2 protein-coding genes are annotated in these 13,408 nt (G+C 76.4%); both read right to left on the bottom strand.

Annotated features, from left to right (window positions below):
- Positions 1 to 57: 57 nt before the first annotated feature.
- Positions 58 to 3,333, bottom strand: coding sequence for a beta-ketoacyl synthase N-terminal-like domain-containing protein (locus ACFY8W_RS36580; RefSeq protein ID WP_391115194.1), 3,276 nt, complete (start codon positions 3,331 to 3,333; stop codon positions 58 to 60).
- The gene (locus ACFY8W_RS36575) at positions 3,330 to 13,394 is read right to left on the bottom strand and encodes an SDR family NAD(P)-dependent oxidoreductase (RefSeq protein ID WP_391115386.1); all 10,065 of its coding nucleotides are present in this window, start codon (positions 13,392 to 13,394) and stop codon (positions 3,330 to 3,332) included. The genes ACFY8W_RS36580 and ACFY8W_RS36575 overlap by 4 nt, the downstream gene beginning before the upstream one ends.
- Positions 13,395 to 13,408: the final 14 nt, after the last annotated feature.

The raw sequence follows: 13,408 nt of genomic DNA, 5'->3' as shown, positions 1-13,408 counted from the left end.
CGGTGCCGCCGCCGTCGGTGACGGCAGCGGCACCATAAGCGGGGTATAGCCCCGATTCTATCCTGCCTCCCCGCCGATCTCCCTGCTCAGCCGGGCGGCCAGCTCCGCGGGCGTCGGATGGTCGAACGCGAGCGTCGCCGCGAGCTCCAGACCCGTCGCCTCGGCCAGCAGATTGCGCAATTCGAGTCCGGTGAAAGAGGTGAAGCCGGTCTCCAGGAAGGTGGCGTCCGGAGCGATCTCGGCGACCGAGTCGTGCCCGAGCACGGACGCCGCCGTGGACAGGACCAGCTCCAGGAGCTCCGCCTCCCGCTCCGCGGGGGCGAGCCCGGCGAGGTTCCGGCGCGGGACGGGGCCTCCGAGGGCATCGACGACTTCGGAGTCGCCGTCCCGCGCCGGGGTCGAGAGGGCCGCCGGCTCCTCGGCGAGCCGTACGGCCGGGGCGTGCAGCCAGTACGGACGCCGCTGGAAGGCGTACGGGGGAAGGGGCACCCGCCCGCCCGCGGGGGCGAGCCCGGCCCAGTCCACCGGGCGGCCGTGCGCCCAGGCCAGGCCGAGAGCCGAGAGCAGCGTCCGCGGTTCGGGGCGGTCGCCCCGCAGCGCCGGGACCAGGACCGGCGGTTCCTTGCGCAGGCTCTGCGCGGTGAGCGCCGCGAGGACGCCGTCCGGGCCGAGCTCCACGTACAGCCGGACGCCCTCGTCCTCCAGGTGCCGGACGCCCGGGTGGAAGCGGACCGCCTCGCGGACGTGCCGCACCCAGTAGTCCGGGTCGCCCAGTTCCTCCGCGCTCGCCGGCCGGCCGGTCAGGTTGGAGACCAGCGGGATCACCGGCGGTTCGAAGGACAGCGCCGCGACGGCCTCGCGGAACTCCTCCAGGACGCCGTCCATGTGGTGCGAGTGGAAGGCGTGGCTGACCCGCAGCCGCTTGGTCTTGCGGCCCTGCGCCCGCCAGTGCGCCGTCGCCTCGGCCGCCGCGTCGGCGTCGCCCGAGACGACCACCGACCGGGGCCCGTTGACCGCCGCGATCGAGAGGCGGCCCGCGAAGCCCTCCGCGCCCCCCGCCAGGAAGGCCTCGACCTCCTCCTCCGAGGCCTGCAGCGACACCATGGCGCCGTCGCCGCGCGCCGACTCCATGAGCCGGCCGCGGACGGCCACGAGCGCCACCCCGTCCTGGAGCGTCAGCACGCCCGCCGCGTACGCGGCGGCGAGCTCGCCCACCGAGTGCCCGATCACGAAGTCCGGTACGAGACCGTGGTGTTCCATCACCCGGAACAGCGCCGTCTCCAGCGCGAACAGGGCGGCCTGCGCGTACCGCGTGCGGTCGAGCAGCGCGGCCTCGGGCGTGCGGGGCGCCGCGAACACGACGTCCCGCAGCGGCCGTTCCAGGTGCTGGTCGAACAGCGCGCACACCTCGTCGAAGGCGGCGGCGAACACCGGGTGGGAGCCGTACAGTTCGCGGCCCATGCCGAGGCGCTGGCTGCCCTGGCCGGTGAAGAGGAACGCGGTGTGCGCACGGCGCTCGGTTCTGCCCCGGACGACGGCCGCGGACCGGCCGCCGGACGCGAGCTCCTCAAGGCCCCGCAGCAGGGCCTCGCGGTCCTCGCCGAGGACGACGGCCCGGTCCTCCAGGGCCGGCCGGGCGGCCAGGGTCCGCGCCACCTCGGCGGCGGTCGGACCGGACCGCTCCGTCAGATGGTCGAGCAGCCGGCGTGCCTGCGCGGCCGGGGCTCCGGCGCCACGGCCGGACAGCGGCCAGGCGAGCAGCGGGAGCGCGGCACCCGCGTCGGTCCCGGAAGTCCCGGCGGCCTCGGCGGCCGCCGGCGTCCCCGGGGCACCGGCCGGTTCCGCGGCCTCCGCGTCCTCCGGCTCCTCCTGCGGGGCCTCCTCCAGGATCAGGTGCGCGTTGGTGCCGCTGATCCCGAAGGAGGAGACGCCGGCCCGGCGCGGCCGGCCCTCCTCGGCCGGCCACGGGCGGGGCGCGGACAGCAGCCGGACCGCGCCCTCCGACCAGTCCACGTGGGGTGTCGGCTCGTCCGCGTGCAGGGTGCGGGGCAGGACGCCGTTGCGCAGGGCCATCACCATCTTGATGACGCCGCCGACGCCGGCCGCCGCCTGGGTGTGACCGATGTTCGACTTGAGCGCGCCCAGCCACAGCGGCCTGTCCGCGGAACGCTCCTGCCCGTACGCGTTGATCAGGGCCTGTGCCTCGATCGGGTCGCCGAGCGTGGTGCCGGTGCCGTGGGCCTCGACGGCGTCGACGTCGGCGGGGGCCAGCCGGGCGTTGTCGAGGGCCTGGCGGATCACCGCTTCCTGGGCGGGCCCGTTGGGCGCCGTGAGGCCGTTGCTCGCGCCGTCCTGGTTGACGGCGCTGCCGCGGATGACGGCGAGCACCTCGTGGCCGTTGCGGCGGGCGTCGGACAGCCGCTCCAGGACGACCAGGGCCGCGCCCTCGCCGAAGCCGGTGCCGTCGGCGCCGGCCGCGAAGGACTTGCAGCGGCCGTCGGCGGACAGGCCGCGCTGCCGGCTGAACTCGGTGAAGAGGCCGGGCGTCGACAGGACCGTCGCGCCGCCCGCCAGGGCGAGCGAGCACTCGCCCTGGCGCAGGGCCTGGACGGCCAGGTGGATGGCGACCAGGGAGGAGGAGCAGGCGGTGTCGACGGTGACGGCCGGGCCCTCGAACCCGAAGGTGTACGCGATGCGGCCGGTGGCCACCGACGGCGCGGTGCCGTTGCCGATGAAGCCCTCCACCTCCTCCGGGATGCGGGGGAGCCGTGCCGCGTAGTCGCTGTACATCAGTCCCGCGAAGACCGCCGTCCGGCTGCCCCGCAGCTCGCGCGGGTCGAGCCCGGCCTGTTCGAGGGCCTCCCAGGTGGTCTCCAGGAGCAGCCGGTGCTGCGGGTCGGTGGCCAGCGCCTCGCGCGGGCTGAGTCCGAAGAAGCCGGCGTCGAACTCGGTGGCGTCCGGCAGGAAGCCGCCGTTGCGGGTGTACGAGGTGCCGGAGCGGTCGGGGTCGGCGTCGTACAGCGCGTCGAGGTCCCAGCCGCGGTCCTCCGGGAAGCCGCCGATGGCGTCGGTGCCGGAGTCCACGACCCGCCACAGGTCCTCGGGGCCGCGCACGCCGCCGGGGTAGCGGCAGCCGATGCCGACCACGGCGATCGGCTCCCGCGCCGCGGACTCGGCCTCGGCGAGCTTCTGCCGCGTCTTGTGCAGGTCCGCGGTGATCCACTTGAGGTACTCGACCAGCCGCTCCTCCTGGGAGGCGGGTTCGGCGGTGGTGTCCGTCCCGGTGCTGTCCGTCCGGGTGGTGCTGTCCGTAGTCGTCGGCGTCGTCGTCACTTCGACCGGGCCTTCCTGCCGAATTCGCTGTCGATGAGGTCGAGGAGGTCGCTCGCCGAGGCGGACTTGATCCGGGCGGCCACGTCCTCGGGGCCTGCCTTCGGGGAGTCCGCCGCCGCGGCCGCCGTGGAGGCGGAGGCCTCCAGGCCGCTCAGCAGCTCCCGCAGTCGCCTGCCGACCTCCGTACGGGTGTCGGTGTCGGCCTCCGGTGTCAGGGCGAGGGCCTTCTCCAGGGCGTCGAGCCCGGCGAGCGGGTCGGCGCCGGCGGCCGGGTCCGTGCCCGGCGCGGCCGCCGCCTTCGCCGCGGCCTCCTCCGCCCGGGTGCGCAGCAGCGTGGCCAGCGCTGCGGGCGACGGGTGGTCGAAGACCACGGTCGCGGGAAGCCGCAGCCCGGTGGCCGCGCTCAGCCGGTTGCGGAACTCCACGGCCGTCAGGGAGTCGAAGCCGAGCTCCTTGAACGAGTGGTCGTCGTCGATGAGGCCGGTGTCGCTGTGGCCGAGGACGAGCGCGGCGGTCTCCCGCACCAGGTCCAGGACGAGGCGCTCGCGCTCCTTCTCCGGTACCTGGCCGAGGCGTTCGGCCAGGGAGCCCGACGGCGTCGCGGCGGCGGCCCGGCGGGCGGGCGCCGGGACGAGTCCGCCGAACAGCGGCGGCAGGAGCCCGGCCCCGGCGCGGCGCCGGAGTTCGGCGCGGTCCAGGCGGGCGGCGACGACGGCGGCCGGCGCGCCGGCCAGGGCGCGGTCCAGGAGGGCGAGACCGTCCTCCGCCGTGAGGGGTACGACGCCGTCGCGGCCGAGCCGGTCGCGTTCCCGCCCGTCGAGGTGACCGGTCAGCGCGCTGCCGTCGGCCCAGAGTCCCCAGGCCAGGGAGAGCGCGGGCAGGCCGAGGGCCCTGCGGCGCACGGCCAGTCCGTCCAACAGGGCGTTGGCGGCGGCGTAGTTGCCCTGTCCCGCGTTGCCCACCACGCCGGCGAGCGAGGAGAACAGGACGAACGCGGCGAGCGGCAGCTCGCGGGTGAGCTCGTGCAGGTGCAGCGCCGCGTCGGCCTTGGCGGCGAGCACGGTGTCGAGCCGCTCCGGGGTCAGCGACTGGATCACGCCGTCGTCCAGGACGCCCGCCGCGTGCACGACCGCCGTGAGCGGGCGGTCGGCGGGGATCCCGGCGAGCAGCGCGGCGAGTGCGTCGCGGTCGCTTGCGTCACAGGCCTCGATCCGCACCTCCGCGCCCAGCGCGGTGAGTTCGGCGGCGAGTTCCGTGGCGCCCGGGGCGGCGGGGCCGCGCCGGCCGGTGAGCAGCAGGTACCGAACGCCGTGGCCGGTGACGAGCCGGCGGGCGACGAGCCCGCCGAGGGTGCCGGTGCCGCCGGTGACCAGGACGGTCCCGTCCGGGTTCCACGGCCGGGCCCCGGCTCCGGCGTCGGAGCCGCTGCCGGGCCTCGGCGTGTCCGGCAGCGCGGTGAGCCGGGGCGCGTACCAGGTGCCCTCGCGCAGGACGAGTTCGCTCTCGCCGGGGCCGGTGCCCGCGGCCAGGGCGCGCAGCGAGGCGTCCGTGCCGTCGTGGTCCACCAGCGCGATCCGGTCCGGGTTCTCGCTCCGCGCCGTGCGCAGCAGGCCCCACGCGGCGGCGGCCACCGGGTCGACGGTGTCGCCGTCCCGTACCGCGACCGCGCCCCGCGCGGCCACCAGGAGGCGTCCGGCGGCCAGGCGCTCGTCGGCCTGCCAGTCGCGCAGCAGCGCGAGCAGCGGGTCGAGCACGGCCCGGACGTCGGCACCCGTCGGGACGGTGCCGAGGGTCCCCGTGCCGGCGGTCCCGGTGCCGGTGGTCCCCGTGCCGGCGGTCCCGGTGGTGGGAAGGACGGCGACGACGGTGTCCGGCAGGCGCAGCGCGCCGTCGGCGACGGCCGCGCCGAGCTCGGCCGGGCCGGCGAACACGGGCGCGTCGCCGAGCGCCGCGGCGATCGGGCCGCCGTGCTCCCCGAGCACCGCCCACGCGCCCTGGACCGGACCGGTCGGGGCCGCCGGAGCGGCCTGACCGGCGGCCGCCCAGTCGACCGCGTACAGCGGCAGGTCCGCCGCGCCCCGCGAGCGCAGCGCGGCCAGCTCGGCGGCCGGCAGCGGACGCAGGGCCAGCGTCTCGACGTCGGCGACGGGCGCGCCCTCCGCGTCGGTGAGCCGCAGGGCGACCGACGTCCCGCCGGTCCTGGTCAGCCGCACCCGCAGCGCCTTCGCGCCGGTGCGGTGCAGCCGCACGCCGCCGAAGGAGAACGGCAGCAGGATCTCCGCGGAGTCCCCGGAGCCGTCCGCGTCCGCCTCCCCGGAGCCGTCCGTGCCGGCCGGCGCGAGCGCCAGCGGGTGCAGGGCGGCGTCGAGGAGCGCCGGGTGGACGGAGTGGCCGGTGACGTCGGCGTCCTCGGGCAGCTCGACCTCGGCGTAGAGGTCGTCGCCGTCGCGCCACAGCGCGGTGAGGCCCTGGAAGAGCGGCCCGTACGCGTAGCCGCGGGCGAGCAGCTCCCCGTACGCGTCGCCGAGGTCGACCGGTTCCCCGGCCGGCGGCCAGGCCCGGTGCCCGGCGGATGCCGGGCCGGCGGGGGAAGCGGCGCCGAGCGTGCCGGTCGCGTGCCTGACCCAGTCCGCGTCGTCACCCGTCCGGGAGTGGATGCCCAGCGGCCTGCGGCCCGCCTCGTCCGGCGCGCCGACCGTCACCTGGAGCACCGCCGCGCCCTGTTCGGCGAGCGTCAGCGGGGCCTCCAGGGTGAGGTCCTCGACGCCGTCCGCGCCGGTGCGGTCCGCCGCGTGCAGCGCCAGGTCGAGGAAGCCCGTGCCCGGCAGCAGCGCCGTGCCCTCGACCGCGTGCTCGGCGAGCCACGGGTGGGTGCGCAGGGAGACCCGGCCGGTGAACACGATCTGTCCGGAGTCGGCGAGCGGGACGCTCGCGCCGAGCAGCGGGTGCCCGGCCGTGTCCAGGCCGAGGCCGTCCGCGTCGACGGCCGCGCCGGTCCCCTCCAGCCAGTAGCGCTGCCGCTGGAACGGGTACGTCGGCGGTCCCGCCGGGTCCGCGGGCGGCACCGCCGGCCGCCACGCGGCGGGCGAGGTGCCGGTGACGTGCGCCTCGGCGAGCGAGGTGCCGAAGCGGTCGAGGCCGCCCTGCTCGCGGCGGAGCGTGCCGAGCGCGACCGCCGCGGCGCCCGCCTCCTCGACGGTGTCCTGGATCGCGGGGACCAGCACGGGGTGCGCGCTGACCTCGATGAAGGCGGTGTGCCCGGCGGCGAGCAGCCCGCGCACGGTCTCCTCGAAGAGCACCGGCTCGCGCAGGTTGCGCACCCAGTACTCGCCGGTGAGCTCGGTGCCCGCGAGCGGGCCGCGCGTGACCGTGGACCAGAACGGCACGTCCGTGGCGCGGGGTTCGATCCCGCCGAGCAGCTCGCGCAGCTCGTCGCGCAGCGCGTCGACGTGCGGGGAGTGCGAGGCGTAGTCGACGGGGATCATCCTGGCCCGGAAGCCCTCGTCGGTGAACTGCTCCTTGAGCGTCTCCAGGGCCTGCGGGGCGCCCGAGACGACGGTGAGGGCAGGGCCGTTGACCGCGGCGACGTACGTGTCGTCGATCAGCCGCTCCCGCACCACGTCGGCGGGCAGCTGCACCGACAGCATGCCGCCGGTGCCCGCGAGCCGGGTGATGGCCCGGCTGCGCAGCGCGGCCACCCGGGCGGCGTCGGCGAGGCTGAGGGCGCCGGCGAGGTAGGCGGCGGCGATCTCGCCCTGGGAGTGGCCGATCACCGCGGCGGGCTCCACGCCGTGCCGGCGCCAGAGCCGGGCGAGCGAGACCATCATCGCGAACAGCGCGGGCTGCACGACGTCGACCCGGTCGAGCGGGGCGGCGTCGGGGTCGCCAGCGAGGACCGCGGTCAGGTCCCAGTCGGTGTGCGGGGCGAGCGCTTCGGCGCACTCCCGTACGTACCCGGCGAAGTCCTCGCTGTCGCGCATGAGTTCGCGGCCCATGGCGAGCCACTGGCTGCCCTGGCCGGGGAAGACGAACACGGCGCGGCCGGGCTCGTGGCCCACCGTCGTGCCGGTCACCAGGCCGGGCACCTCCCGGCCCCCGGCGAGCGCGTCGAGACCGGCGAGCAGCGCCGTGCGGTCGCTCGCGTCGACGACGGCGCGGTGGTCGAAGCGGGTGCGGGCGGCGAGCGCGCCCGCGACCTGCCGTACCGGGACCTCGGGGTGTCCGGTGGCGTACGCGTGGAGCAGGCGGGCCTGGTCCTTCAGGCCCTCGGCGGTCTTCGCCGACAACAGCCAGGGCAGGTCCGGGAGTTCCGTCTCCTCGATGGCGTCGGTCTCCTCCGGTGCCTGCTCGATGATCACGTGGGCGTTGGTGCCGCTGATGCCGAAGGACGAGACTCCGGCGCGGCGCGGCTCGTCGCCCGCGGTGCGCCACGGCTGCTCCTCGGTGAGCAGGCGCACGGTGCCGTCGGACCAGTCGACGTGCGTCGTGGGACGCTCGACGTGGAGCGTCTTCGGCAGCCGGCCGTTGCGTATCGCCATCACCATCTTGATGACGCCACCGACCCCGGCCGCCGCCATCGTGTGGCCGACGTTGGACTTCAACGAGCCGAGCCAGAGCGGGTGTTCGGCGTCGCGCTCGCTCCCGTACGTGTTGATGAGCGCCTGCGCCTCGATCGGGTCGCCCAGACGCGTGCCCGTGCCGTGCGCCTCGACCGCGTCGACCTGGTCGGCGGTCAGGCCGGCGTTGGCGAGGGCCTGGCGGATCACCCGCTCCTGCGACGGCCCGTTCGGCGCCGACAGGCCGTTGCTCGCGCCGTCCTGGTTGGTGGCCGTGCCCCGCACCAGGGCGAGGACCGGGTGGCCGTTGCGGCGGGCGTCGGACAGCCGCTCGAGGAGCAGCAGACCCGCGCCCTCGCCCCAGCCGGTGCCGTCCGCGGCGTCCGAGAACGCCTTGGCGTGACCGTCGGGCGACAGCGCCCGCTGCCGGCTGAACTCGACGAAGCTCGTCGGACCCGCGAGGACGGTCGCGCCGCCCGCCAGGGCCAGCGAGCACTCGCCCTGCCGCAGCGACTGCGCCGCCAGGTGCAGCGCCACCAGCGACGACGAGCACGCCGTGTCCACGGAGACCGCGGGACCCTCGAAACCGAAGGAGTAGGCGATGCGGCCGGAGGCCACGCTCGCCGTGGTGCCGGTCGCCAGGTAGCCCTCGACCGCCTCCGGTGCCTGCCCGAGCCGGGTCACGTAGTCGCCGGCGACGACGCCCGCGAACACGCCCGTGTCGCTGCCGCGCAGCGTCGTCGGGTCGATCCCGGCCCGTTCCACGGCCTCCCACGCCGTCTCCAGGAGCACCCGCTGCTGCGGGTCCATGGCCGTCGCCTCGCGCGGGTTGATCCCGAAGAAGGCCGCGTCGAAGCGGTCGGCGCCGGTGAGGAACGCGCCGCGCCGCGTGTACGAGGTGCCGGAGCGGGTCGGATCGGGGTCGTACAGGGCCTCCGTGTCCCAGCCGCGGTCCTCCGGGAAGTCGGTCACCGCGTCCGTACCGGACAGCACGAGCCGCCACAGGTCCTCCGGCGAGGCGACGCCGCCCGCGTAGCGGCAGGCCATGCCGACGATCGCGATCGGGTCCTCGTCGGCCGGCACCGCCGCGGCCGGCGTCGCGCGCCGGGCGGCCGGGGCCGCGGCCGGCTCGGCGTCGCCGAACAGACCGGTGCGCAGGTGCGCCGCGAGGGCGGCCGGCGTGGGGTGGTCGAAGACCAGCGACGACGGCAGCCGCAGCCCGGTGGCCGCGTTGAGCCGGTTGCGCAGCTCGACCGCCGTCAGCGAGTCGAAGCCGACGTCCTTGAACGCCCGCTCCGGGGCCAGCGTGTCACCGGCGCCGTGCCCGAGCACAGCCGCCGCCTCGGCCCGCACGAGCGCGAGGAGCTGCCGGTCGCGTTCGGCCGGGTCGACGGCCGCGAGCCGCTCCGCGAGCGACCCGGCACCCGCCGGGGCCGGCCGGCCCGCCGCCGCGCGCCGGGTGCGCGAGCGCACCAGGCCGCGCAGCAGCGGAGGCAGGGTGCCCGCCTCGGCGCGGGCCCGCAGCGCGGGCGGGTTGAGCCGCAACGGGACGAGCAGCGGCTCGTCGGTGGTCAGCGCCTCGTCGAACAGCGCGAGGCCCTGCTCCGGGTCGATCGGCGCGAGGCCCGCGCCCGCGAGCCGGGCCAGGTCGCCCTCGTCCAGCGCGCCGGCCATGCCGCCGCCGTCCCCGCCCTCGGTCCCGTCCGCGCCCCACAGGCCCCAGGCGAGCGAGACGCCCGGGAGACCGTTGGAGCGGTGGTACGCGGCGACGCCGTCCAGGAAGGAGTTGGTGGCCGCGTAGTTGGACTGCCCGGCGTTGCCGATGACGCCGGCGAACGAGGAGAACATCACGAACGCGGCCAGGTCCAGGTCGCGTATCTCGTCCGTGATCAGCCAGGCCGCGTCCTGCTTGGAGCGGGCCACCCGGTCGAGCCGCTCCGGCGTCATCGACTCGATCGTGCCGTCGTCGAGCACACCGGCCGTGTGCACGACGGCGGTCAGCGGGTGCGCCGGGTCGACCGACGCGAACAGCCGCCGCACCGACGCCGGGCTTCCCATGTCGCAGGCGACGACGGTGGCCCGCGCGCCGAGCTCCGCGAGCTCGGCGACCAACTCGTCGGCGCCGGGCGCCTCGGGGCCGCGCCGGCTCGTCAGGAGCAGGTGCCGGATCCCGTGCCGGGTGGCCATGTGGCGGGCGAGGAGCCGCCCGAGGGTGCCGGTGGCGCCGGTCACGAGGACCGTGCCGTCGGGGTCCAGGGCGCGCGGCAGGGTGAGGACCACCTTGCCGGTGTGCCGGGCCTGGCCCAGGTGCCGGAAGGCGTCCCGGGCCCGCCGGACGTCCCAGGCCTCCACCGGCAGCGGGCCGAGCCGGCCCGCCTCGAACAGCATGAGGAGATCGGCCAGCATCTCCTGGATCCGGTCGGGGCCGGCCTCCATGAGGTCGAACGAGCGGTAGACCACGCCCGGGTGGGCCTGCGCCACCTGCTCGGGATCGCGGATGTCGGCCTTGCCCATCTCGATGAACCGGCCGCCGCGCGGCAGCAGCCGCAGCGAAGCGTCGACGTACTCGCCGACGAGCGCGTCGAGGACCACGTCCACGCCACGGCCTTCGGTGGCGGCCAGGATCTCCCGCTCGAAGTCGAGGGTGCGGGAGTTCGCCAGATGGGCGTCGTCGAAGCCCTGGAAGCGCAGCGCGTCCCACTTGGCGGGCGAGGCCGTGCCGTACACCTCCAGCCCCAGGGCGCGGGCGATCTGCGTCGCGGCCATGCCGACACCGCCCGCGGCGGCGTGGATCAGCGCCGTCTGCCCGGCGCGGGCGTCGGCCAGGTCGGTCAGCGCGTAGAGGGCGGTCAGGAACACCACCGGCGTCGCGGCGGCCTGGGTGAACGACCAGCCGGCCGGCACGCGGGAGAGCAGCCGGTGGTCGGTGACCGCGACCGGTCCGGCCGCGCCCTCGGTGAACAGGCCCATCACGCGGTCGCCGGGCGCGAGGCCGACGACGCCGGGACCGGTCTCCAGGACGTATCCGGCGCCCTCGCTGGCGATCGGCGCCTCGCCCGGGTACTGGCCCAGGGTGATCAGGACGTCGCGGAAGTTGAGGCCCGCGGCCCGCACCTCGACCCGCACCTGACCCGGGGCGAGCGGCGCGTCGGGTGCCTCGGCGGGCAGCAGTGCCAGGTTCTCCAGGGTGCCCTTGGCCGTCGCGCCGAGCCGCCAGCCCGCGCTGCCCGCCGGGACGGGGAGGCGCCCCTCGGGCGCGTTCGGCGTCAGCCGGGCGGCGAGCACGGTGCCGCGGCGGAGCGCGAGCTGCGTCTCGTCGGGCGTGTCCAGCGCCGAGCCGAGCGACCGGTACGAGGCCTCGTCCCGGTCCACGTCGACCAGCAGGAACCGGCCCGGGTGCTCGGTCTGCGCGGAGCGCACCAGACCCCACACGGCCAGGCTCTGGTCCCGGATCGACTCGTCGTAGCGGGTGGAGACCGCGTTGCGGGTGACGACGACCATCCGCGAGCCGGCGAACCGCTCGTCGGCCAGCCAGCGCTGGATCAGCCCCAGCATCCGGTGCGGCGCCTCGCGGGCGATCGCCACCGGGTTGTACGTGCCCCGGGGCGGACGCCCCGGCGTGAACGGCACGAGCACGTCGGCCGGTACGGGCCCGTCGGCGGCTGCCAGCGCGTCGAGGTCGGCGTACCGCACGGCACCGTCCCCGAGGGCGTCGGCGACGCCGATGACGTCGGGCCCCACCACCGCGCGCACGGCCGCGGCGGCCACGGCGTCGTCCGCCGCACGGGCCTCGGCGGCGCCGGGCACGGGCCGCCAGTCGACCCGGTACAGGGCGTGCGAGCCGTCCCCGGACGCGGCGGACGCGGCACCGACGTCGGCCGGACGGATCAGCAGGGCGCCGACGTCGATGACGGGGCCGCCCTCGGGGTCGTCGGCGGTCAGCGTGACCGTGTCGGTGCCGGACCGGGTCAGCCGGACCCGCAGCCGGGCGGCGCCGGTCGCGTGCAGGGTCACGTCGGACCAGCTGAACGGCAGCCGCACCGTCTCCGGGGTGCCGCCCACCAGGTCGAGCAGCAGCGGGTGGAGCGCGGCGTCGAGGAGCGCGGGGTGCACCGGGTGGCCGAGGGCGTCGGCCTCCTCGGGCAGGTCGATCTCGGCGTACAGGTCGTCGCCGTCGCGCCAGGCCGCCGTGAGGCCCTGGAAGGCGGTGCCGTACGCGTAGCCCTGGGCGTGCAGTTCCTCGTAGAGGCCGGTCAGGTCGGCCTGCTCGCCGGGCGGCGGCCACGGCAGGGAAGCACGGGCCGCCCCGGTGCCGCCCGGGGCGGCGGAGAGGGTGCCGGAGGCGTGCCGGGTCCACGACTCGGCGTCCTCGGCGCGCGCGTGGATCGTGAACGCCCGGCGGTCGGTGCCGGCCGCCGCCTCGACCACCAGCTGCAGCTCCACCGACCCCTTCTCGCGGAGGACGAGCGGTGCTTCGAGCGTGAGGTCCTCGAGGGCCGGCGTGTCGGTGTGACCGGCCGCGTGGAGGGCCAGGTCGGCGAAGGCGGTGCCGGGCAGGAGGACGGCGCCGGAGATGGTGTGGTCGGCGAGCCAGGGGTGGGTGCGCAGCGAGATCCGGCCGGTCAGGACCAGCTGGTCGCTGTCCGCGAGGGTGACGAGGGCGCCCAGGAACGGGTGTCCGGCGGAGACGAGCCCGGCGGACGTCACGTCGGACCCGGCGCCGTTCGTCCGCTCGACCCAGTAGTGCTCGTGCTGGAAGGGGTAGGTGGGCAGGCCTTCGGGGATGCGGGTGGGGGCCGCGGGCTGCCAGGTGGTGGGGGTGTGGCCCGCGGTGTGGAGGCGGGCGGCGGCGGTGGCGAGGGTGGTGGGTTCGGGTGCGTTCTTGCGCAGCGTGGGCGCGAGGACGGCGGGCTGGGTGAGCGTGTCCTGGGCGAGCGCGGTGAGGACGGCGTCGGGGCCGAGCTCCAGGTAGCGGGTGGTGCCGTTGGTTTCGAGGTGCTGGATGCCGGGGTGGAAGCGGACGGTTCCGCGGATGTGGCGTGCCCAGTAGTCGGGGGAGCGGAGGTCGTCGCCGGTGGCCGGGAGGCCGGTGACGTTGGAGATGACCGGGATCTTCGGGGTGTGGAAGGTGAGGCCGGCGACGGCGGTGCGGAACTCGTCGAGGACCTCGTCCATGTGGGCCGAGTGGAAGGCATGGCTGACCGTCAGGCGCTTGGCGCGGCGGCCGAGAGCGGTCCAGTGCGCGAGGGCCTCGGCCACGGCGTCCTCGTCACCGGAGAGCACCGTGGAGTCCGGGCCGTTGAGCGCGGCGACGGTCAGTCGGCCCTCGTACTCGGCCAGGAAGGTCGTGATCTCGTCCTCGGTGGCTTGGACGGCGAGCATGGCGCCGTCGTTGCGGGCGGCTTGCATGAGGCGGCCGCGGACGGCGACGAGGGTGACGGCGTCGGTGAGGTCGAGGACGCCGGCGGCGTGGGCGGCGGCGATCTCGCCGATGGAGTGGCCGATGAGGGCGTCGGGGG

The sequence above is a fragment of the Streptomyces sp. NPDC012637 genome, assembly GCF_042954805.1.
Taxonomy (GTDB): domain Bacteria; phylum Actinomycetota; class Actinomycetes; order Streptomycetales; family Streptomycetaceae; genus Streptomyces.
This window is presented reverse-complemented; position numbering and strand designations above follow the sequence as displayed.